Source organism: Actinoplanes xinjiangensis (assembly GCF_003148685.1).
GTDB classification, from domain to species: Bacteria; Actinomycetota; Actinomycetes; order Mycobacteriales; family Micromonosporaceae; genus Actinoplanes; species Actinoplanes xinjiangensis.
The window spans coordinates 384,269-405,984 of sequence record NZ_QGGR01000001.1 but is presented as its reverse complement, the minus strand read 5'-3'; the positions used below and the strand labels follow the sequence as shown (position 1 = coordinate 405,984).

Below are 21,716 nucleotides of genomic sequence, written 5' to 3'. Positions count from 1 at the left end.
GAGAGGTAGCCACCCGTGGCCATGCAGTTCTACGCATCACCCGAGCAGGTTCAGCGGGACCGTTCGGAGTACGCCCGGAAGGGCATCGCCCGCGGCCGGTCGGCCGTGGTGCTCACCTACGAGGGCGGCGTCCTGCTGGTCGCCGAGAACATCACCACCCTGCGGAAGATCAGCGAGATCTACGACAAGATCGCGTTCGCGGCCGTCGGGCGGTACAACGAGTTCGAGGCGCTGCGGCGCGGCGGTGTGCGGATGGCCGACATGGTCGGCCTGAGCTACGACCGGCGCGACGTGACCGCCCGGGCGCTGGCCAACACGTACACCCAGACGCTCGGCGCGATCTTCTCGGAGACGCAGAAGCCGTATGAGGTGGAGATCTGCGTCGCGCAGGTCGGCGCGACGCCCGCGGCCGACGAGCTGTACCGGATCACCTACGACGGCTCGGTCATGGACGAGCCCGGCTTCATGGCGATGGGCGGCCAGGCCGAGGCGATCGGGAACGTGCTGCGGGACCGGCACGACCCGACCGCCGAGCTGACCGTGGCACTGTCCCTGGCGTCGGAGGCACTGGGCAGCATCGGCGGGGAGAACGGCCAGCCGCGCCAGCTGACCGACAAGCAGCTCGAGGTGGCGGTCCTGGACCGGCGGCGGCCGGGCCGGGCGTTCCGGCGGCTCACCGGGGCGGCACTGACCACCCTGCTCGGGCACGAGGCGGTGTCGGACGCGGATCTGGGCGAGGTCGACGCGGCTCCGCCCGCCCCGGCCGAGGGCAAGCCGACCGAGTCGGCGGCCTCGGAGGACACCGAGAAGTAATCGGCGTGACGATTGCGGGGCGTGGTCATCATGACCACGCCCCGCAATCATGTAAAGGGGCGGTTGTGGGTGCCGCTGAACCGGTTTCTGCCGGTAGTGTTCTGACATGGAACGGCGAATTTTCGGCCTCGAGACCGAGTACGGAGTCACGTGCACCTATCGGGGGCAGCGGCGGCTGTCGCCCGACGAGGTGGCCCGCTACCTGTTCCGCCGAGTGGTCTCCTGGGGACGCAGCAGCAACGTGTTCCTCCGTAACGGCGCCCGCCTCTACCTCGACGTCGGTTCCCACCCCGAGTATGCGACCCCCGAGTGCGACTCCGTCACCGATCTGGTCGCCCACGACCGGGCCGGCGAGCGGATCCTGGAAGGCCTTCTCGTCGACGCGGAGAAGCGTCTGCACGACGAGGGCATCGCGGGGGAGATCTACCTCTTCAAGAACAACACCGACTCCGCCGGTAACTCGTACGGCTGCCACGAGAACTATCTGGTGAGCCGGCACGGCGAGTTCGGCCGGCTCGCCGACGTGCTCATCCCGTTCCTGGTGACCCGGCAGCTGATCTGCGGTGCCGGCAAGGTGCTGCAGACCCCGCGCGGTGCGGTGTTCTGCCTGTCGCAGCGTGCCGAGCACATCTGGGAGGGCGTCTCCAGCGCGACGACCCGGTCCCGGCCGATCATCAACACCCGCGACGAGCCGCACGCCGACGCCGAGCGGTACCGGCGGCTGCACGTGATCGTCGGCGACTCGAACATGAACGAGGTCACCACCCTGCTGAAGGTGGGCAGTGCCGACATCGTGCTGCGCATGATCGAGGCGGGCGTGGTGATGCGCGACCTGACCCTGGAGAACCCGATCCGGGCGATCCGCGAGGTCAGCCACGACGTCACCGGCCGCCGCAAGATCCGGCTGGCCAACAACAAGGAGGTCTCCGCGCTGGAGATCCAGCAGGAGTATCTGGCGAAGGCGACCGAGTTCGTCGAGCGGCGCGGGGGCGACCCGGTCGCCAAGCGGGTCGTCGAGCTGTGGGGCCGGGTGCTCAACGCGATCGAGTCGGAGAATCTCGACCCGGTGGCCCGCGAGATCGACTGGGTGTCGAAATACAAGCTGATCGAGCGTTACCAGGCCAAGCACGAGATCCCGATGTCGCATCCGCGGATCGCCCAGCTCGACCTGGCCTACCACGACGTGCGCCGGGGCCGTGGCCTCTACGCCCTGATGGAGAAGCGTAAGACGGTCGACCGGATCGCCAACGACCTGCAGATCTTCGAGGCGAAGGAGACGCCGCCGCAGACCACCCGGGCCCGGCTGCGCGGCGAGTTCATCAGGCACGCCCAGGAGAAGCGGCGTGACTTCACCGTCGACTGGGTGCATCTGAAACTCAACGACCAGGCGCAGCGGACCGTGCTGTGCAAGGACCCGTTCCGTGCCTACGACGAGCGGGTGGAGCGCCTGATCGCCAGCATGTGATCGCTCCAGCGGGGCGGGCGCCGGTGCGCGGGTGGCCGGCGCCGGTGCCGTGCGGGCACGGGCCCGGCGACGATCTCCTCCTCGTCGGTGCGCCGGCTGGCGACGAGGAGCAGCAGCGCTCCGACCACGCCGGTGACGGCCACCTTGCGGTGCTCGCCGACGCCGTGCCAGTAGACCGGCAGCCCGATGTAACGGACCAGCAGCCGGGGCCGCCCGACCACCGAGGCGGCGGGCACGGGCGTGGAGTCCTCGGACGGGTTCGCGTCGCCCTTGGTCACCAGCGAGCCGTCGGTGTTGCGGCGGATCACCCGGTGCAGCAGCAGCTTGCCGGGGCGGACCGGGTTGTCGGCCAGTACCGGCTGCCCGGGGACCATCTGCACACCGGTCGCCGGTGAGGCGATGGCCACGTCACCGCTGCGCAGCCGCGGGCCCATCGAGCCCGACGTCACGACCACGCTGGTCCAGCCGAACGCGACCGGGATGACCGACCACAGCACGGCCACGACGGCGGTGCCGATGGCGATCCGGGCGGCGAGGACCGTCACCAGGCGGGCCCAGGCGGGCCACTCGCTGTGTCCTGCCTGATGATCGCTCAATGCTTCTGCGTCGCTACCGATTGTGGCCATCGTAGTCATCGGTACCCCGAAGGAGACAAGACATGACGCAGTCAGCCGACGGACCCCGTCGACGTCGCCGTGTCACCGGCGTGGCGGTACCGCTGAGCATCCTGCTCGGCTCGCTGCTGGTCTGGCAGTCGTCGCAGGCCGCCTACTCGGCCACCACGAACAGCTCGGTCAACACGTGGAACTCGGGCTCGGTCACGAACATCACCAACACCATGACCGGCGGCGTGAACTGGACGGTCAGCAACATCCGGCCGGACAGCGCGGACACCACGATCGCCTACCCGGGGTTCGCCCCGGACAACGTCTACACGGGTGAGACCCGGTGCGTGGAGGTCGTCTACACCGGCGGCGCCGCGAAGATCCGGATGTACGCGACCCTCGGCGGGAACGCCGCCCTGCAGGGCGCGCTGATCGTCAAGGTGGACCGGGGCAGCGGAGCCACCAACTCGGCCTGCGCGAGCTACACCACCGCCGCGGACGTCTACAACACACCCGGCACGACGGCCGGCGGTGTCCTCAGCGGATTCCCGGCCACGTTCACCACCGCCTCGGCCACCGAGTGGACGGTGACCGGCAACGACAGCGCCTGGTACCGGATCTCCTGGCTGATGCCCGCCGGCACCGGCAACGCCTCGTCCGGTCTGTCCGCGACGGCCACCTTCACCTGGGAGGCGCAGGTCAACTGAGCGGGGTGTCCCGGGCGGGCCAGGTCCGCCCGGGACACTAACGCCATCGCCGGAGCGGCCAAACGGAAGGGCATGGCGAGAGCGAGGTGGCCGCACGCCCTGGTGCTGGCCGCGGTGGCGGGCCTGCAGGTGCCGCTGGTGGACGCCGCCTACGTGCGGACCACGTCCTCGGCCGGCAACAGCTTCACCGCCGGAACCGTCGCGATCACCGCCGCCGCACCCGGCAGCAAGGTCTTCGCGGTGACCGACGCCATCCCCGGCAGCAACCCGGTCACCTGCGTGATCACCCAGTACACCGGATCGATCCCGGCAACCGTCCGGATGTACTTCCCGGCGGTCGGCGGCGGTCTGCCCGCCAAACTGATCGCCCGCGTCCACTACGGCACCGGCACACAGACCGACTGCGGCGACTTCAGCTCCGCCGGGGTGCTGTACAACGCTTCCGGCACGCTGAAACTCGATGCGTACCTGGCCGCGCACACCGACTGGGCCACCGGCGACGGCGCCTGGGCGGCCACCCAGAGTGACACCCGGGCCTGGCGGTTCGAGCTGCTCCTGCCCTCTGACGACACCGCCGCCGGGCTGAGCGGCACGTTCACCGCCGTGTGGGAAGCGCGGAGCTGACCGTGCGCAAGGTGCTGCTGGTCGTGCTGACCGGCGTTCTGCTGGCATCCGGCCCGTGGCTGTGGAGTTCGGCCGGCGGCGTGTGGACCGCGACCGCGTCGGCGCCGGCCACCGTGGCGGCGTCGGCCGGATTCCCCGGCGTGCCGAAGATCGTCACCGATGGAGGGCCGGTCTTCTACCACCGCGGTGAGGACGCCCAGTCCGGAGCGGTCACCTCGGTCGCCACCGACTCGTCGGGCAACAGCCAGAACGGCACCTACGCCGGCCCGACGAACGGGTCGTCGATGTGGTGGCGGATGGACGACGGTGCCGCGGCCACCAGGTTCGCCGACGCGTCGGGGGCGACCAACACCGGCCAGCACACCGGCAGCGGGATGACGATCACCGCGAGCCCGGGGCCGACCGGTGGGGCGTACATGCTGGGTGCCTCGTCGAACGCGACGTTCGCCCAGGCCGCCCTGTCGTCGGTGCTGTCACCGTTCCGCGCCGACCGTGGTTTCACCGTCTCGGTGTGGGCGAACCTCGGCGACACCGCGCCGACGGTGAGCGGGACCAGGGCGGCCGTCGCCCACCTGACCAACAGCTCCTACCCGCGCAGCGACGTGGCCCTGGTCGCCGACCACAGCGCCTCCTGCACGACGCCGCCGTGCTGGACCTTCACCATGGCCAAGGATCCGAGTACCCTGACCGGCGTCACCGGCTGGGACACCGTCCACGGCCCGACCGCGGTAGTCAACACGTGGGCGCTGCTGACCGGGGTCTTCCACGCCGGCACCGGCACGATGACGCTCTACGTCAACGGCACCGCGGCGGCGCCGACCGCCGCGCACACCGTCCCGGTCAACGCCGCGACCGGCCGCAACATCGGCTTCGGGCGCTACCGGATCGCCAATGCGTGGTCGTCGTACGGCGGCCGGGACACCGGCACCGGCATGCTCATCGGAGAGGCGCGGACCTGGCGGCGGGCGCTGTCCGCGGCCGAGGTCGCCGAGCTCCCGGTACGCGCCACCGCCCGCTGGTCCTTCGACGAGGTGTCCGGCACACCCGGCTGGACCGGCAGTGCGTCCAGCACCGGCGGAGGCACGGTCACCGCCCGGTCGGCAGCCGGTGTCACCCTCGGCGGCGCCGCCGCCCTCGCCACCGGCCGTACCGGCAACGGCCTGAGCATCCCCACCGCCGGCCCGACCGGATATCTGCAGGGCCCGGCCGGGCAGGTGAACACCAACGGCAGTTTCTCGGCCGGCGCCTGGGTCAAACTGACCAGCGCGGCTGCCGACCGGACGATCATCTCGCAGAACGGGACCAACACCACCGCCTTCACGATCGGCTACGACCAGTCCCAGAACCGGTGGGCGATGCGGTTCTGGCCCAGCGACTCGGGCGCGGCCACACCGACGGTCACCTACAGTGCCGCCAACTCCGTGGTGCTCAACCAGTGGACCCATGTGGCCGGCGTCTACGAGGCCGGCAGTCAGATCCGGCTCTACGTCAACGGGCGCTCCTCCGGCACGGCGGCCACACACACCACCCACTGGGCGTCGTCCGGGGCGGTACAGATCGGCCGGCGCCTCACCGGCGGCGCCACCGCGGCCGGCTGGCAGGGACAGCTCGACGACCTGCGGATCTTCAACGGGTACGACCTGGTCACCGCCACCCTCACGCCACTGCTCGGCGGCATCGCGGTCGAGGAGTTCGGCGGCCTCGACGGCACCACCAAGACGGGTCACGCCAACTCGACAGCGGTCGCGTTCGGCGGTGTCACGAACGGCTGGAACGGCAGGTACTCGTCCACCCCGGCTCCGTCGGCGTTCACCGTCGAATGCCTGATCCGGGTCGCGCCCGGCGACCGCGGGGTGATCGCCGGGTTCGCCGACACCGGCAGCGGCCCGGACGGCATCTCCGCCGACCGGCTGCTCTACGTCGACACCGCCGGCAGGGCCCGGTTCGGGGTGATCAGCGGCGGCGTGCCGGTCACCCTGGCCGGTGCCGCGGCGGTCGACGACGGTGCCTGGCACCACGTGATGGGCAGCGTCGGCGCGGACGGCCTCAAGCTCTACGTCGACGGCGTGCGGACGGCGAACACCGCGGTCACCGGATCGGCGTCGGCGAACGGGTACTGGCGGTGGGGTGGTCTGCCGCTGCCACCGCCGGCCGGGTGGCCGTCCGAACCGCCGAACCCCTACCTCACCGGGACGATCGACGAACTCGCCGCCTACAGCCGGCAGCTCACCGACCAGGAGAACCTGTGGCGGGTGTACGCCAATTACTAGGCAGGCTACGCTGGCCCCGCTATGACGACACCTGACCTGCCCGAACCATCCGAGCGCACCGAGTCCGAGGTCCGCCTGAACCGGCTGGACCGTCGCCGGGAGAAGATCCGCCGTGAGATCCAGGACAATCGGGAGGGCAATCACCGGGTCCCCACCTGGGTTCTCGCCGCGATCCTCGTCCTGCTCCTCGCCGGCTGGGCCTATCTGATCTTCAGCGCCTGAGTCCGCCTTCGAGACAGGCGGTGGCATGCGTGGCCGTACCATCGCCGGATTTTGATCCCCGCGGGCTGACGCGGGCGTCGGGTTTGCGGAAAGCTGTCCGGTATGGCTGACATCATCGATCCCGCAGTCGGCGACTACCTGCTCACCCATTGCACACCCGCCGACGACGTGCTGCGCGACCTGGCCGCCGAGACCAGGGCGAAATACCCGCCGGCCGCCGGCATGCAGATCTCGCACGACGAGGGCGCCCTGCTCACCATGCTGGTACGCCTCACCGGCGTCACGAACGCCGTCGAGGTCGGCACGTTCACCGGCTACTCCTCGATCTGCATCGCCCGCGGCCTGCGCCCGGGCGGGCGGCTGCTGGCCTGTGACGTCTCCGAGGAGTGGACCGCGGTGGCCCGCGACTACTGGCAGCGGGCCGGGCTGACCGACCGGATCGAGCTGCGGATCGCCCCCGCGCTCACCACGTTGCGGGCGCTCCCGCCGGACCCGGTGATCGACTTCGCGTTCGTCGACGCGGACAAGACCGGCTACCCCGACTACTACGACGCGCTCGTGCCCCGGCTGCGGCCCGGCGGGCTGATGGTCTTCGACAACGTGCTGCGCGGCGGCCGGGTCCTCGACCCGGGCGACGAGTCGGACCGGGCGGTGGCCGGCCTCAACGACCGGATCGTCACCGACGACCGGGTCGACTCGGTGATGCTGCCGGTCCGCGACGGGGTCACCCTGATCCGCCGGCGCGGCTGAACAACCCGATCGCACCCGCCCGGTCACCCGCGTCGTCCCCGCCGTGACGTCTCCTGGACAGCGTGTCGGAACAGCGCGCACGGGCCGGACGGCCCGCGACGGTCTTCGCGGCGATGGCGGCTCTCGCCATCGCCGTGTACCAGTTCCTCCCGGACCTGGGGTGGTGGCGCACCGGCTGGCAGGTCGGGATCGGCTGGGCCGGTGTCGCGGCGCTGCTGGTCGGCGCCCACCGGCTGCCCCGCCCGGAACGGCTGCCGTGGTGGCTTTTCGCGGCCGGTGTGTTCAGCAACTCCACCGGGATCGCCGTCGGCGACGCCGCCGAGGCCTGGTTCGGGCTGGTCGACCTGCCGACCCCGGCCGACCCGTTCTTCCTCGGCCTCTACCCGGCCTGCGCGGCCGCGCTGGCCGTCCTGATCCGGCGGCGGGACCGGCGGCCCGACGGGGCGGCACTCGTCGACGCGGCCACCATCACCACCGGGTTCGGCCTGCTCGCCTGGGTGTACGTGATCTCCCCGGTGGGCTTGGGCGACCCGATGGACCGGCTGGCGCACGCGACGCAGGTGGCGTACCCCATCGGTGACCTGCTGCTGATCGCGATGACCACCCGCCTGTTGCGCAGCGGCGGCAGTCGCGGTGCCCCGTTCTGGTGGATCACCGGCTCGCTGGGCGCCTTCCTGGTCGGCGACAGTGCCTGGGTGGTGCTGGACAACATGGGCGGGACCGGCGAGGCGCTGCTCGCGGAGCCGTGGTTCTCCAGCGGCCTGGAGTCGGTGTTCCTGGTGGCGTTCACGCTGTTCGGTGTCGCCTGCCTGCACGGCGGCGCCCGTGAGGTGGCCGCGCCCGCCGACGCCCGCCCCGCCGGGCTCGGCAAGGGCCTGCTGGCGCTGCTCGCCGGGGCCTCGCTGATCGCCCCGGCGGTGCTGGCCGCACAGACCGCCGGTGGGCAGGTGACCGACGGGTGGAGCATCGCGGCCTGCTCGGCCGTACTGTTCCTGCTGGTGGTCACCCGGATGGCGCTGCTCCTCCGGCACGTCGAACGGCAGGCCCGGCAGGTCCGTGAGCTGGCCCGCTGCGACGAACTGACCGGACTGCCGAACCGGCGCGCCTGGAACGACGAGCTGCCCCGGGCCCTGGAACGGGCTCGCCGCAACAACGAGCCCGTCGCCATCGCCATCCTCGATTTGGACCACTTCAAGCGGTACAACGACACGTACGGTCACCCGGCCGGTGATCAACTGCTCAAAGCGGCCAGCGCGGCCTGGCACGCGGCGCTGCGCGACATCGACGTGATCGCCCGCTTCGGTGGCGAGGAGTTCGTGGTCCTGCTGCCGGCCGCCGGGGCCGGCGACGGGCACCGGGCGCTGACCCGGGCCCTGGAAGCCACCCCGCTCGGGCAGACGTTCTCCGCCGGGCTGGCCGTCTGGGACGGTGCGGAGACCTCCGACGAGCTGCTCGCACGGGCCGACACGGCGCTCTACGCGGCGAAGGCGGCCGGCCGCAACCGGGTGGAGGTCGCCGGTCAGTCCAGCAGACTCGCGGCGTGACGGCCGGCGGCCGCCGCCGCCAGGAAGTAACCGTGGTCCTGATCCAGCTTGCGGCCCATCGTCGACAGCGGCACCGGGCACTCCCGCAGCGCCCGGTCCAGGCCGTCGGAGGGCACGCGGACGATGCGGTGCCGTGCGGCCAGCGGCGCGAGCGCGGCGTCGACCGACGCGGCCAACGGTTGCGGCAGGCCGTCCGGCACCGGCAGGTCGGCGGGGACGAGGGCGACTCTTCCGTACGCCGTGAGGCTGTGATGTGACACCCCGCGGTGCCGGTCCCGGCCGTCACCGTCGGAGATCCGCAGCGAGCCGACCGGCCGCCCGCCGAGCACCGCGATCGCGTTGACCGCCTCGCCCAGCGCCACCCCGGAGAAACCCCAGGTCGTGCCGGTCCCCAGATTGCCCGGCCCCTGCGCCACGATCGTCACGTCGGCGTGCAGCACGTGCCGGGCGGCCAGCAGCCCGGTGTGCACGGTGCTCGCTTCCAGATCACCGCCGAACGCCTGCCCGGTGGTGACCGTCCCGGCGAGGTGCCCGCGCAGCCCGTCGAGCGTGCGGGAGAACCACGCCGGCAGCGCCCCGCCGTCGGTCATCACATACGCCACCCGGGCACCCGGCCGGTCGGCGTGGATCCCGGCCAGGATCGCCGGCAGCGCCGAGTGCAGGTCGGCGGTGATCACCGGCATGCCGTCGACCGACTCGGCGGCGGCCATCACCGCCCGGTGCGGGGAGGCCTCCTCGTCGACGCCGAGACGGATCGGCTGCAACGGGGTGTACCGCGCCTTGACCAGGTGGCCGGCGTCGCGGGTGGAACCGTCGTCGACCGGGTCGGCGGGCAACCGGTCCGGGATCGCCACGACCAGCGCGTAGCCCCCGGTGCCCAGCCCCATCACCAGCGCACCCACGTTGAGCAGCACCCGGTCGCCGGGCTCCGGGGCACCGACCAGATCGGGGTAGGCGAGCGCCCGCAGCGGCCCGTCGTCGGTGACCACGTCCAGCTCGACCGCGCCGTGCCAGCTGCGCCGTACCGACTGGACCGTCCCGGACCGCCATCGCACCATGGCCGCGACCCTATCCGCCGCTGCGGCTCCCGCCCCGCGTCGGGTCCAGGAACACGTACCGGATCCCGGGGAACGTCGCCCGCAGCCGCTGTTCCGCCTCGTCGCAGGCCGCCTCGATGTCACCGGCCGGCACCTGGTCGGCGAAGTCGACCTTGGCGGCGACCAGGATCTCACCGGGCCCGATCCGCATGGTGAACAGCGTCGGGACCGCGGTCACCACGTCGATGCCGGCGATGTCCGCGGCGATCCGGTCGTGGATCCGCTCCGGCACCGCCTGCCCGACCAGCAGCGACGCGTTGTTGTGGGCCAGGACCGCCGCCACCACCAGCAGGAGCAGGCCGATCAGGATCGACGCGACCCCGTCCCAGACCTCCGAGCCGGTGACCTGCGCCAGGCCCAGCCCGGCGGCGGCCAGCACCAGCCCGGCCAGCGCCGCGAGATCCTCGAAGAAGACCGCCTTCACCGTGGTGTCGGAGGTGTGCCGCAGGTACCGGCGCGGCGTGACGTCCCACCGGCGGGCCGCCCCGCGCACCTGCTTGAGCGCCTTGGCGAACGAGACGCTCTCGGCCGCGAACGCGACGGCCAGCACGATGTACGACACCAGATAGTCCCCGGTGTGCTCGCCCTCGACGATCGTCACGACACCGTGGTAGATCGAGAACCCGGCACCGGCCACGAACGTGAAGATCGCGGCGATGAACGCCCAGACCCAGCTCTCCTTGCCGTACCCGAACGGGTGGTGTTCGTCGGCCGGCCTGGTGCCGCGCCGCAGCGCCACGTACAGGAACACCTCGGTGACGGTGTCGGCGAGCGAGTGCGCCGCCTCGGACAGCATCGCGGCCGACCCGGAGAGCAGCCCGGCGACCAGTTTCGCCACCGAGATGGCCAGATTGGCGGCACCGGCGACGAGGACGGTGCCGACACTCTCCGACTCGGCGGGTGGCTCGGCGGGCGCGGGGACGAACGTGTCAGCGGAGGTCACGGATGCGGTCTTCCCCGGCACCGTGACGGATAACCGTCGTCCCCGGGCGCCTGCTAGCGTTGCGCCCGTGTCGCGCACTCGTACCGAGCGCCTGGTAAACCTGGTCATCTGCCTCCTGTCCACGCGACGGTTCCTCACCGCCGCGCAGATCGCCGCGACCGTGCCCGGTTACGAGCACGACCCGTCGGACCCACGCGATCACGAGGCGTTCCAGCGCAAGTTCGAGCGGGACAAGGCCGAGCTGCGTGACCTGGGTGTGCCGCTGGAGACCGGGACGGCCAGCATCTTCGACCAGGAGCCCGGCTACCGGATCGCGCAGCGGGAATACGCGCTGCCCGACATCCTGCTCGAACCGGACGAGGCCGCGGCCGTCGGCATCGCCGCCCGCCTGTGGCAGCATGCCGGTCTGGCCGCCGCCGCCTCGTCCGGACTGGCCAAACTCCGTGCCGCCGGCGTCGAGGTGGACCCGCAGGCCACCCTCGGCGTCGAGCCGGTCGTCACCGTCGACCCGGCGTTCGGCCCGCTCACCTCGGCCGCCCGGGAGCGCCGCGCGGTCACCTTCAAGTACCGGGTGCCCGAGGTCGACGAGCCCAGCACCCGCCGCCTCGAACCGTGGGGCGTGGTCTGCTGGCGCGGCCGGTGGTATGTGGTGGGACACGACCGCGACCGGGCCGCGACCCGCTGCTTCCGGCTGTCGCGCATCGTCGGCGACGTGCGCGCCACCGGCCGGGGCGGCGCTTTCGAGCCGCCCGCCGGTGCCGACCTGATCAGCCACGTGGCCCGCTCGTCCGGTCCGATCGCCCGCAACGGCCGGGCCACCGTCACGGTGCGCCACGGCCGGGCCGCCGGACTGCGCCGGCTCGCCGCCGACGTCACCCCGGGTCCGGACGGCGACCGTCTGACCATCGTGTACGGCGACGTCGAGTGGCTGGCCGCCCGGATCGCCGGGTACGGTCCGGACGCCCGCGCCGACGGCCCACCGGAGCTGCGGGACGCCGTCATCCAGCACCTCAAGGAACTCATCGTCCGCCACGAGGTCCCGGCGGTGACGGCATGAGCGCCGTGCGGACGCCGTCCGGGGACCGGCTCGGCCGCCTGCTCAACCTGGTGCCCTACCTGCTGGCCCGGCCCGGCATCCTGATCTCCGAGGCGGCCGCCGACCTGGGCGTGACCGACAAGCAGCTCCGCGAGGACCTGGAGCTGCTGTGGGTGTGCGGGCTGCCCGGCTACGGCCCCGGCGACCTGATCGACATGGCCATCGACGGTGACCACGTGACGATCAGCCACGACGCCGGCATGGACAAGCCGCTGCGCCTCAACCCGGACGAGGCGCTCGCCCTGGTGGTGGCACTGCGGATGCTCGCCGAGACCCCGGGTATCGGCACCCGGGACGCCATCGAACGGGCCCTCGCCAAGATCGAGAGCGCGGCCGGTGACCTGGCCGACGCCCCGGTCGCGGTCCGGCTGCCGGCGAACCAGAAGAAGCTGGCCGCCGTCCGCGGGGCGGTGGACTCCGGGCACGCGCTGCGGCTCACCTACTACACCGCGGCCCGCGACGAGACGACCGACCGGGTCATCGACCCGATGCGGATGCTGATGGTGGGCGGCTTCAACTATCTGGAGGCCTGGTGCCGGCGGGCCGAGGCGACCCGGCTGTTCCGGATCGACCGGATCGACGGGTTCACCGAGCTCGACGAGCCGTCCGCGCCACCGGTCGGGGCGGTCCCGCACGACGTCACCGCCGGCGTGTTCCGGCCCGGCCCGGAGCTGCCGCTGGTCACCCTGCGGGTCGGCCGCGGCGGCCGGTGGATCACCGAGTACTACCCGGTCGAGGAGGTCGTCAAGGACACCACCGAGTGGCTGGTCACGATGCGGGTCACCGACCTCGGCTGGGCGCAGCGCTTCCTCACCGGGCAGGGCCGCGACGTCACCGTGATCGGCCCGCCGGAGCTGCTCGACCGAATCCGGGCGCAGGCCGCGACGGCCCTCGATCAGTACGCCGCGCCGACCGGCCTCGGCGCGGACCCGCTCACGGCCGGATAGGGTGGGCCGCGTGCTGATGTGGGTCTGGATCGCCGTGGTGGTGATCGCGCTGTTCGTCCTGATCTTCGCCGCGTCGCGGGTGCTGGGCCGGCTGCCGGCGCTGCGCCGGGCCGCGGGCAAGCTGGAACGCCGTCGTGACGAGGCGCTCGTGCTGCAACAGAGCGCGGAGCGGTTGCAGACAACCGTGCAGGGCCTTCAGGAGCGGGCCGAGCGTGCGCAGGAGAAGGTCGAGGAGATCAAGGCGGGCCGCGGCCGGTGACGGGCAGTTACCGCCCTGTTGTCCTGGGCTTACCAAGATCATAAGAAACCTGAGGGATCCGGACGGCAGAATCGTCAGGATCCACACGTACGATGGACCCCGCAAACTGATCCGACCGACTGGAGTCATCCCATGGGCGCCCTCAAGCCATGGCACATCATCGTTCTCGTTGTTGTGCTGATCCTGCTCTTCGGCGCGAAGCGACTGCCGGACGCCGCACGGTCCCTCGGCCGTTCGCTGCGGATCATCAAGGCGGAGACCAAGGGCCTCGTCGACGACGACAACAACAACGTCGCGGAGAAGGCGGAGCCGCAGCACAGCCGCACCCCGTTGCAGGGTGAGGTGCAGCAGCCCTACCAGCAGCCCGGCTACCAGCAGGCGCCCCCGCCGCCGGCCGGCTACCAGCAGCCCGCGCCGCAGGGCTACCAGCAGCCCGCGCCGCAGGCTCAGCCCTACGTCGACCCGGTCCAGCACCGCACCAACGACCGCTGACCCGGGCCGATGGCACTGAGCCTGCGTAAGAAAAAGGGACCCAGCAAGTTCCAGCAGGCTTCCGACGGCTCCATGACGCTCATCGAGCACGTCCGGGAGTTGCGTAACCGGCTGTTCTTCGCGTCCTGCGGCATCGTGGTCGGCCTGATCGTCGGCTTCATCCTCGCCGAGTGGGTCTTCGACCTGCTCGCCGCGCCCTACTGCGGCCTCGACACGTCGTGGACGGGAGGGGCGGTCGGCCAGGGCAAGTGCAACTGGCTGACGCTGGGGGTGGCTGACCAGCTGATCCTGAAGCTGAAGATCGCGCTCTGGGTCGGTCTGATCGTCGGCGCGCCGGTCTGGCTCTATCAGCTGTGGGCGTTCATCGCGCCCGGCCTGCACCGGCACGAGCGCAAATGGGCATACGTGTTCGTCGCGATCGCCGCGCCCCTGTTCGCCGGCGGCGCGACGCTGGCCTACTTCGTGGTGAAACACAGCCTCCAATTCATCATGAGGGCCGGTGTCCTCGGCGAGACCACCCAGCTCGAGGTCACCGCCTACACCGGCTTCGTGACCAGCATGATCATGATCTTCGGTGCGGCGTTCGAGTTCCCGCTCGCGCTGCTCATGCTCAACTTCACCGGTGTGGTCACCGCCAAGCGGCTGCTCAGCTGGTGGCGGACCGTGGTCTTCCTGTCGTTCGCGTTCGCCGCGATCGCCACCCCCGACCCCGGGCCGTTCGGCATGACCCTGCTGGCCGCCTGCCTGTCCCTGCTGTATTTCATCGCCGTCGGGGTGGCCTTCCTCAACGACAAGCGCAAGGGCCGTGGCAAGGAGATCTACGCCGGGCTCGACGACGACGCGATCTCCGAGCTGCCGGAGGAGCGCGTGCCGGTCGGTGCCTCCGACCCGATCGAGGGGCCCACCGCGATCGACTCGCCGGCGCCCGTGGCCCAGCCGAGACCCATCGAGCGCAGGTTCGACGACATGACCTGATCTAATTCCGGATCGTGACTGACTTCATCGCGGTGCTGGCCAACCCCTCGGCGGGGCGCGGCCGGCACCGCGGTCTGCTTCCCGGGGTCGTGGAGGCTCTCGGGACGGCCGGGCACGACGTCCGGATCCTGACCGCCGGCAGTGGGATCGAGGCCGAGGAGGCCTGCCGTGCCGCGGTCGGGGACGGGGCGGCGGCCGTCGTCGCGGTCGGTGGGGACGGCACGGTGCACCGGGCCCTGCAGTCGGTCGCCGGGCGGCCGGTCGGGTTCGGGGTGGTGCCGGCCGGGACCGGCAACGACTTCGCGAGCGCGGTGGGCGTACCCGATGATCCGATGAAGGCCGCGGAGGGGATCGCGGTGGCGCTGCGGGACGGCCGTGACCACCGCTTCGATCTCGCCCGGACCTCCGGCGCCCACGGTGAGCGGCGCTGGTTCGGGGCGGTCCTGGCCGCCGGCTTCGACGCGCTGGTCAACGAGCGCGCCAACCGGATGCGCCGGCCCGCCGGGCCGCGCCGCTACGACCTGGCCATCCTGCTGGAACTGGTCCGGCTGCGGGCGCGGTCCTACACGGTGACGCTGGACGGCGCCGAGCACACTTTCGCCGCGGAGATCGTCGCGGTGGGCAACTGTGCGAGCTACGGCGGTGGGATGCGGATGCTGCCGGACGCCGATCCGGCCGACGGCCTGCTCGACGTGGTCTTCGCGGCGCCGCTGGGGCGGCTCGACCTGATGCGGCTCAAGCCGCGGCTGCGCCGGGGCACCCACGTGCGTGATCCGCGGGTCACCGTGCTGCGGGCGCGCGAGGTGCGCATCGCGGCCGAGGGCATCGTGGCGTACGCGGACGGCGAGCGGCTCGGCCCGCTGCCGGTCGAGGTGAGCTGTGTGCCGGGTGCGGTCCGGTTGCTCCGCTGAGTTGAGGGTCAGTTTCCCGTGGACGGGGGCGAACGGTAGGGCATGACGAACTCGATCGGCCCCCGCGCCACCTCGCTCCTCGGTAACGCCACCTCTGTCCTGGGCAGCGCCAAGGAGGCCTTCAAGGCGATGGCCGAGGCCGCCGTCAACACCCAGGGCGAGTCGCCGGCCGCGATCGCCGAGACCGCCGCCCGCAAGGGCCGCCGCGGAACCGTCCTGGACCGTTACGCCTGACCCGGCAGGGCCAGGGAGAGCACCGCGGACAGACCGTTCGGCTTGCCGGCGTCGGCGGCCGGCACGATGTACGCGGCGCAGCCGGCCTTGACCGCGCCCGCGTCGGCCGGGGTGTCACCGACCATCAGCGCCCGCTCCGCCTCCACGCCGAGCATGCCGCACGCGCGCCAGAAGATCGCCGGGTCCGGTTTGATCCGCCCGACCTCGTAGCTGAGCGCGAACGCGTCGACCAGCCCGTCCATCCCCCAGGCGGCGAACAGCGGCCGCACGTCGAACGCGATGTTGCTGACCACCGCCACCTTCACCCCGGCCTCGTGCAGTTTGCGCAGCGTCGGCTCGGCATCCGGGTACGGCACCCAGCCGTCCGGGACGAGCAGCCTCTCATACAGCGCGTCGGCCAGACCCTCCACGTCGGTCGGCACGCTCGCGGCCAGTCCGGTGTAGGCGGCCCGGTGGCTGTGCGCGTAGAGATCACGATCGGCCCAGTGCTCGGCCAGATGTGGCGGAATCCGGTGCGGCAGCGGCCCACCGGCGCGGCCAGCGGTGGTCAACCGGTCGGCCAGGATGGTCGCCCGGCCCCGGTCCAGCTCGGCCCCGCACGCGGCCGCCGCGGCGAGAACCCAGGCCAGCGCGTCCTCCACCTGTGCCAGTGTGCCGTGGAAGTCGAACAGCACGGCCTCCACGGGCCGCACCGGAGGGGCAGGAGGATTCGAGGCATGCGGCACGTCGTGCACCTTACCGACCCGTCGCACCGTCCCTGACGGCCCCATAACCGTGCTGCGTTTTGTCATACCGACGAACTAGCCTGGTGTTCATGACGAGTCCCGCCGAGAAATATGCGGCATCCAAGCGGCGGGCGGCGCGGGTCGCCACCTACCCGGCCCTCGAGGACTTCATGGCCGACGTGGGCTTCGACCTCGACGACTTCCAGCGCGAGGCCTGCCAGGTCCTGGAGCGCGGCAGCGGCGTGCTGGTCTGCGCCCCGACCGGCGCGGGCAAGACCGTGGTCGGCGAGTTCGCGGTGCATCTGGCGTTGCGCTCGGGGGAGCGTAAATGCTTCTACACCACGCCGATCAAGGCGCTGTCCAACCAGAAATATCACGACCTGGTGTCGCGCTACGGCGCCGACAAGGTCGGCCTGCTCACCGGTGACAACGTGATCAACGGTGATGCCCCGGTGGTGGTGATGACCACCGAGGTGCTGCGCAACATGCTCTATTCCGGCTCCGGCCAGCTGCGCAATCTGGCCTACGTGGTGATGGACGAGGTGCACTACCTGGCCGACCGGTTCCGCGGCGCGGTCTGGGAAGAGGTGATCATCCACCTGCCGGCCTCGGTCACGCTGGTCTCGCTGTCGGCGACGGTCAGCAACTACGAGGAGTTCGCCGACTGGCTGGTCACCGTCCGCGGCCAGACCGAGGTGGTGGTGAGCGAGCACCGGCCGGTTCCGCTGTGGCAGCACATGCTGGTCGGCCGGCGCATGTTCGACCTGTTCCACGACGCCGACGCGGCGCGCAAACACGACGTCCACCCCGAGTTGCTGCGCTACACGCGCGAGATGGACCGGCGGATGGAGTTCACCGACCGGGCCGCGTCCGGCTGGCGCGGTGGCCGGGGCAAACGCTGGCAGCCGCCACCCCGCGCCGAGGTGGTCGACCGGCTGGAGCGGGCCGGTCTGCTCCCGGCGATCCTGTTCATCTTCAGCCGGGCCGGCTGCGACGCCGCCGTCCAGCAGTGCCTCAACGCCGGGCTGCGGCTCACCGACCCGGACGAGCGGGCCGAGATCCGGCGCATCGTGTCGGCCAGGGTGGCGCACCTGCCGGCCGACGACCTGTCGGTGCTGGGCTACTGGGAGTGGCTCGACGGCCTGGAGCGCGGGGTCGCCGCCCACCACGCCGGCATGCTGCCCGCCTTCAAGGAGGCGGTCGAGGAGTGCTTCGTCAAGGGCCTGGTCAAGGCGGTCTTCGCCACCGAGACGCTGGCGCTGGGCATCAACATGCCGGCCCGCTGTGTGGTGCTGGAGCGGCTGGTCAAGTTCAACGGCGAGGCGCACGTCGACCTGACCCCCGGGGAGTACACCCAGTTGACCGGCCGGGCCGGGCGCCGCGGCATCGACGTCGAGGGCCACGCCGTGGTGCTGTGGAGCCCCGACGTGGACCCGCGGCACGTGGCCGGCCTCGCCTCCACGCGCACCTATCCGCTGCGCTCGTCGTTCCGGCCGTCGTACAACATGGCGGTCAACCTGGTCGGCACGGTCGGCGCGGAGAAGTCGCGTGAGCTGCTGGAGTCGTCGTTCGCCCAGTTCCAGGCGGACCGGTCGGTGGTCGGCCTGGCCCGCCAGGTGCAGCGCAACGTCGAGACCATGCAGACGTATGGCGAGGACGCCGCCTGCCACCACGGCGACTTCGACGAGTATTTCGCGCTCCGGGTGGCCATCGCCGACCGGGAGAAGTCGCTGTCCCGCCAGGGCGTCCAGCAGCGCCGCTCGGCCGCGGTCTCGTCACTGGAGAAACTGCGGATCGGCGACGTGATCCGGGTGCCGCAGGGCCGCCGTGCCGGGCTCGCCGTGGTGCTGGAGCCGGCGGCCGTCGGGTTCGGTGAGCCGCGGCCGCTGGTGCTCACCCAGGACCGCTGGGCCGGCCGGGTCAGCCCCGGCGACTTCGGCGGTGAGGTGGAGGTGCTGTCCCGCGTGCGGGTGCCGCGCAACTTCAACCACCGTTCGCCGGGCGCCCGCCGCGATCTCGCCGCCGAGATCAGTGCCACCGGCCTGGACCGCCACCCGGACCGCCGGCGCGGTGGCCGTAGCCGCGCCAACCCCGGTGAGGACGCCGAGGTCGCGCTGCTCAAGGTGCAGTTGCGGCAGCATCCGTGCCACGCCTGCCCGGAACGGGAAGACCATGCCCGCTGGGCCGAGCGCCGGCACCGGCTGCTGCGCGACACCGACGCGCTGCGCGACAAGGTGGCCGGGCGGACCGGTTCGCTCGCCCGCGTCTTCGACCAGGTGTGCGCGGTGCTGGCCACCCGCGGCTACCTCTCCGCCGACGGCGAGGTGACCGAGGCCGGCCGGATGCTGGGCCGCATCTGGTCGGAGGCCGATCTGCTGGTCGCCGAGTGCCTGCGCCAGGGCGTGTGGGACGGTCTGGCTCCGGACGAGCTGGCCGCGGCGGTGTCGATGGTGCTCTACGAGTCGCGGCGTGAGGGCGACGACCGGGCCTCGGTGCCGAAGGGCCCGGTCAGCGCCGCGGTCGACGCCTGCGCGAAGCTGTGGGCCGAGATCGCCGCCGACGAGAGCGAGCACGGCCTGTCGCTGACCCGCGAGCCCGACCCCGGGTTCGTCTGGCCGATGTATCGCTGGGCCCGTGGTGAGCCGCTGGCCCGCGTCCTGGCCAGCGGGCATAACGACGCGGACATGCCGGCCGGTGACTTCGTCCGCTGGGCCCGGCAGGTCCTCGACCTGCTCGGGCAGATCAGGGAGGCGTCGGCGGCCTCACCGAGCGTCAAGGACACGGCGCGCAAGGCGATCACGGCGGTCCACCGGGGGGTGCTGGCCCTGCAGAGCGCCCTCTGATCGTCGCGGATGGTGAATCTTGGTTGACGCTGTCATTCGCCTGAATCAAGAATTGCGGCGGCGGCATTGACAGGTTTCATTCTGTTCGCGGCGTACCGCGAGACACCGGAGGTCCGGGAGTAGGGGAGATGGGCGCGGGCTCACCGCATCTGATCGGGTGGTCCGGTGACGCGGTGGCGGACTCGGTGCTGGCGGTCATCGACGCCGACACCGCGGTCATCGAGCTCTCGGTGTGGGGTGGGTGGGACCGGCGGCTGGCCGCGCAGGCCCGGAGGGTGCTCGACAAATGTCTTGCCGGGCATCCCACCGGTGTCATCGTCGACCTGCACCATCTGCGGGACCCGCACGCGGCGAGCGCCCCGCTGTGGCTGACCGCCTGCTCCCAGGGTGCCGGCATGGAACCGCCGATCGCCGTCGCGGTCTGCGTGCCGGCCCACACGCCGCTGGCCCGCCGGCTGCGGCGGCTCGGTGCCCGGGACTGGCTGGTGCTGTATGCGACGGTGCCGCAGGCCCGGGCCGCGCTGTCCGGCAGGCACCCGCTGCCGGACCGGATGCATCTGGCACTGCCGCCCGATGCGGCGGCGGCGCTGCAGGCCCGCTCACTGGTGACCGAGGCCTGCACCGGCTGGGGCCTCGGTCATCTGTGTGAACGGGCGAGGCTGGTCATCTCCGAGCTGGTGGTGAATGCCGCCGAGCATGCGGGTACCGATATCGAAGTGATCGTCTCGTCGCGCGGCGGCGGTTCGGCGGCGGCTCTGCACCTGGCCGTCTACGACGGTGACATGGTGCTTCCCCGGGTGCGTGACCCGGTTCCGGGGCTGCTCGGGCCGTCGCTGTCCGACCGTGGCCTCGGTCTGCGGATCGTCGGTGCGGCGGCCTCGTCGTGGGGCGCCCTGCCGGCCCGCGGCGGCAAGCTGGTGTGGGCCATCGTCCGTTCCCGGCCGGAGGAGGCACCCTGGTGAACGGGACCCGCATCGACGGGGCACGCGACGGCGACCGTCTGCTGATCACCCTGCACGGCAGCCTCGACGCGATGTCGGTGGAGGCGCTGCAGAGCCAGCTCTACGACCTGACCCGGCTGCACGATCTGATCGGGCTGACCGGCCCGGTCCGGCAGATCCACATCGACGTGGCCGGGGTGGACTTCTGCGACGCGGCGGGGCTGCGCATGCTGGTGGCGGCCCGGCGGGTGGCCGAGGCCCGGCAGGCGACCTGCCACCTGCTCGGTCCGCAGCCGCACCTGCGGTGGCTGCTGCAAGCCACCCGGGCCGCCGACCTCTTCGACAGCTGACCCGCCGCCTCCCGCGACGCCGCGACGCCGCGGTGGAAGGCGGAGGAGTGCCGCGGTGGAAGGCGGCGGAGTCAGTCGTAGTAGAAGTCCATCGCCTCGCCGAAGTCGGACGGCTTCTTGATGCCGGACGCCTTGCCGTGGCCGCTCAGGGTGGTGGTCATGTGCAGCGTGCCCTTGCGGTTCTTGAGCGACACCTTGATCGAGGTGACCCAGCCGGCCGGGTTCGTGGTCGCGGTGAAGGTGGCGCCCGCACCGCCGCTGGACATCACCCAGATGGCCGGGGTGCCGACCGGCAGGAAGCCCTCGTTGAACCGGCCGTTCTCGATGTCCAGGGTGCCGCTGTACGTGTTCGGCCCGGTGCCGGTGACCCTGCCGACCGACTCGACGAACCGGGACAGGCCGGTCGGGTCGGTCATGTCGAAGGCGTACAGCGAGTCTTTCTTGATCTTCTTCAGGTTGAGGTGGACCCAGGTCTCGCCGTCCTTCTGGCGGGAGTAGAGGTCGGTGCCGACCACGATCCGCTGGGTCGCCACGGCCTTCTGGCCACCGCCGGTCATCCGGACCTTGACCGAGATCCGCCGGGCCTTCGGGTCGTAGCTCCCGGAGCCGCTGATCTTCTTGGCGTCGGGGACGTCACCGCTGGTCGCGAAGCGGTAGGTGGTGTTCCTGGACTTCTCCAGCGCGGCCAGCAGCACGGTACGGGCGTCCGGTCCGGTCGGGCTCGGTGACGCCGAGGGCGGGGCCGAGGTCTCGGTGGACACCGCCGTCGGGGCCGCGTCGGGTGGCGACGCGGACGAGGTGGTGCAGCCCGCGGTGAGCAGGACGGCGACGGCCGCCGCCAGGGCAGGGTGGTACGACTTCACGACTTCCCCCATGATCGATTCGCGGCGGTGAGCCTAATCG

At 71.7% G+C, this 21,716-nt stretch carries 23 protein-coding genes; 18 read left to right on the top strand and 5 right to left on the bottom strand.

The features are described from left to right. Positions 1–15 precede the first annotated feature (15 nt). Positions 16–813, top strand: coding sequence for a proteasome subunit alpha (gene prcA / locus BC793_RS01815; RefSeq protein WP_109588751.1), 798 nt, complete (start codon positions 16–18; stop codon positions 811–813). Positions 814–919: 106 nt separating this feature from the next. Continuing rightward, complete coding sequence (gene pafA, locus BC793_RS01810) at positions 920–2,278, top strand: Pup--protein ligase (RefSeq protein WP_109588750.1); 1,359 nt, start codon at positions 920–922, stop codon at positions 2,276–2,278. On the opposite strand, the gene BC793_RS01805 is transcribed toward pafA, so the two are convergent. Beyond that, positions 2,239–2,874, bottom strand: coding sequence for a signal peptidase I (locus BC793_RS01805; RefSeq protein WP_158319178.1), 636 nt, complete (start codon positions 2,872–2,874; stop codon positions 2,239–2,241). The genes pafA and BC793_RS01805 overlap by 40 nt on opposite strands. Before the next feature lie 62 nt (positions 2,875–2,936). Here BC793_RS01805 and BC793_RS01800 point away from each other — a divergent pair, with 62 nt between their 5' ends. The 6 genes from BC793_RS01800 to BC793_RS01775 all read left to right on the top strand — a co-directional run bounded on the left by BC793_RS01800 (position 2,937) and on the right by BC793_RS01775 (position 9,000). After that, a complete protein-coding gene (locus tag BC793_RS01800) occupies positions 2,937–3,590 on the top strand; it encodes a helicase (RefSeq protein WP_146246159.1) in 654 nt (217 codons plus the stop codon). 72 nt (positions 3,591–3,662) lie between these two features. After that, a complete protein-coding gene (locus tag BC793_RS01795) occupies positions 3,663–4,214 on the top strand; it encodes a hypothetical protein (RefSeq protein WP_109588747.1) in 552 nt (183 codons plus the stop codon). A gap of 2 nt (positions 4,215–4,216) precedes the next feature. Then, on the top strand, positions 4,217–6,484 hold the full coding sequence (locus BC793_RS01790) for a LamG domain-containing protein (protein ID WP_146246158.1): 2,268 nt from the start codon (positions 4,217–4,219) through the stop codon (positions 6,482–6,484). Between the two features lie 21 nt (positions 6,485–6,505). Beyond that, the gene (locus BC793_RS01785) at positions 6,506–6,706 is read left to right on the top strand and encodes a hypothetical protein (RefSeq protein ID WP_109588745.1); all 201 of its coding nucleotides are present in this window, start codon (positions 6,506–6,508) and stop codon (positions 6,704–6,706) included. Between the two features lie 102 nt (positions 6,707–6,808). Next, positions 6,809–7,456 carry an O-methyltransferase gene (locus tag BC793_RS01780; RefSeq protein WP_109588744.1) on the top strand — a complete coding sequence of 216 codons (648 nt, stop codon included), beginning with the start codon at positions 6,809–6,811 and terminating at the stop codon, positions 7,454–7,456. Between the two features lie 62 nt (positions 7,457–7,518). Next, on the top strand, positions 7,519–9,000 hold the full coding sequence (locus tag BC793_RS01775) for a GGDEF domain-containing protein (protein ID WP_239169776.1): 1,482 nt from the start codon (positions 7,519–7,521) through the stop codon (positions 8,998–9,000). On the opposite strand, the gene BC793_RS01770 is transcribed toward BC793_RS01775, so the two are convergent. Beyond that, positions 8,976–10,058 (bottom strand): DUF3866 family protein, encoded by a 1,083-nt coding sequence (locus tag BC793_RS01770; RefSeq protein ID WP_109588743.1) that lies wholly within the window; start codon positions 10,056–10,058, stop codon positions 8,976–8,978. The genes BC793_RS01775 and BC793_RS01770 overlap by 25 nt on opposite strands. A 10-nt stretch (positions 10,059–10,068) precedes the next feature. Further along, positions 10,069–11,040 carry a cation diffusion facilitator family transporter gene (locus BC793_RS01765; RefSeq protein WP_239169777.1) on the bottom strand — a complete coding sequence of 324 codons (972 nt, stop codon included), beginning with the start codon at positions 11,038–11,040 and terminating at the stop codon, positions 10,069–10,071. Between the two features lie 67 nt (positions 11,041–11,107). Between BC793_RS01765 and BC793_RS01760 the strand changes: the two genes are divergently transcribed. The 7 genes from BC793_RS01760 to BC793_RS01730 all read left to right on the top strand — a co-directional run bounded on the left by BC793_RS01760 (position 11,108) and on the right by BC793_RS01730 (position 15,954). Further along, complete coding sequence (locus BC793_RS01760) at positions 11,108–12,097, top strand: helix-turn-helix transcriptional regulator (protein WP_109588741.1); 990 nt, start codon at positions 11,108–11,110, stop codon at positions 12,095–12,097. Continuing rightward, the gene (locus BC793_RS01755; protein WP_109588740.1) at positions 12,094–13,083 is read left to right on the top strand and encodes a helix-turn-helix transcriptional regulator; all 990 of its coding nucleotides are present in this window, start codon (positions 12,094–12,096) and stop codon (positions 13,081–13,083) included. The genes BC793_RS01760 and BC793_RS01755 overlap by 4 nt, the downstream gene beginning before the upstream one ends. A gap of 16 nt (positions 13,084–13,099) precedes the next feature. Continuing rightward, complete coding sequence (locus BC793_RS01750) at positions 13,100–13,342, top strand: hypothetical protein (protein WP_109589087.1); 243 nt, start codon at positions 13,100–13,102, stop codon at positions 13,340–13,342. 132 nt (positions 13,343–13,474) lie between these two features. Continuing rightward, positions 13,475–13,834: a Sec-independent protein translocase subunit TatA gene (gene tatA / locus BC793_RS01745; RefSeq protein ID WP_109588739.1), complete on the top strand. Its 360-nt coding sequence runs from the start codon at positions 13,475–13,477 to the stop codon at positions 13,832–13,834. Positions 13,835–13,843: 9 nt separating this feature from the next. Next, a complete protein-coding gene (gene tatC, locus BC793_RS01740) occupies positions 13,844–14,809 on the top strand; it encodes a twin-arginine translocase subunit TatC (RefSeq protein ID WP_109588738.1) in 966 nt (321 codons plus the stop codon). A gap of 11 nt (positions 14,810–14,820) precedes the next feature. Then, the gene (locus tag BC793_RS01735; protein ID WP_109588737.1) at positions 14,821–15,720 is read left to right on the top strand and encodes a diacylglycerol kinase family protein; all 900 of its coding nucleotides are present in this window, start codon (positions 14,821–14,823) and stop codon (positions 15,718–15,720) included. A gap of 42 nt (positions 15,721–15,762) precedes the next feature. Then, positions 15,763–15,954 (top strand): hypothetical protein, encoded by a 192-nt coding sequence (locus tag BC793_RS01730; protein WP_109588736.1) that lies wholly within the window; start codon positions 15,763–15,765, stop codon positions 15,952–15,954. Here BC793_RS01730 and BC793_RS01725 read toward each other — a convergent pair. Continuing rightward, complete coding sequence (locus tag BC793_RS01725) at positions 15,945–16,724, bottom strand: HAD family hydrolase (RefSeq protein WP_109588735.1); 780 nt, start codon at positions 16,722–16,724, stop codon at positions 15,945–15,947. The genes BC793_RS01730 and BC793_RS01725 overlap by 10 nt on opposite strands. Before the next feature lie 44 nt (positions 16,725–16,768). Between BC793_RS01725 and BC793_RS01720 the strand changes: the two genes are divergently transcribed. From BC793_RS01720 to BC793_RS01710, 3 genes are all read left to right on the top strand, one after another. Continuing rightward, positions 16,769–19,522 carry a DEAD/DEAH box helicase gene (locus BC793_RS01720; RefSeq protein WP_109589086.1) on the top strand — a complete coding sequence of 918 codons (2,754 nt, stop codon included), beginning with the start codon at positions 16,769–16,771 and terminating at the stop codon, positions 19,520–19,522. Positions 19,523–19,650: 128 nt separating this feature from the next. Then, positions 19,651–20,484: an ATP-binding protein gene (locus BC793_RS01715; RefSeq protein ID WP_109588734.1), complete on the top strand. Its 834-nt coding sequence runs from the start codon at positions 19,651–19,653 to the stop codon at positions 20,482–20,484. Further along, positions 20,481–20,813: an STAS domain-containing protein gene (locus BC793_RS01710; RefSeq protein WP_239169778.1), complete on the top strand. Its 333-nt coding sequence runs from the start codon at positions 20,481–20,483 to the stop codon at positions 20,811–20,813. The genes BC793_RS01715 and BC793_RS01710 overlap by 4 nt, the downstream gene beginning before the upstream one ends. A 71-nt stretch (positions 20,814–20,884) precedes the next feature. Here the strand turns inward: BC793_RS01710 and BC793_RS01705 are convergent, their stop codons facing one another. Continuing rightward, the gene (locus BC793_RS01705; RefSeq protein WP_146246157.1) at positions 20,885–21,688 is read right to left on the bottom strand and encodes a hypothetical protein; all 804 of its coding nucleotides are present in this window, start codon (positions 21,686–21,688) and stop codon (positions 20,885–20,887) included. Between the last annotated feature and the right edge of the window lie 28 nt (positions 21,689–21,716).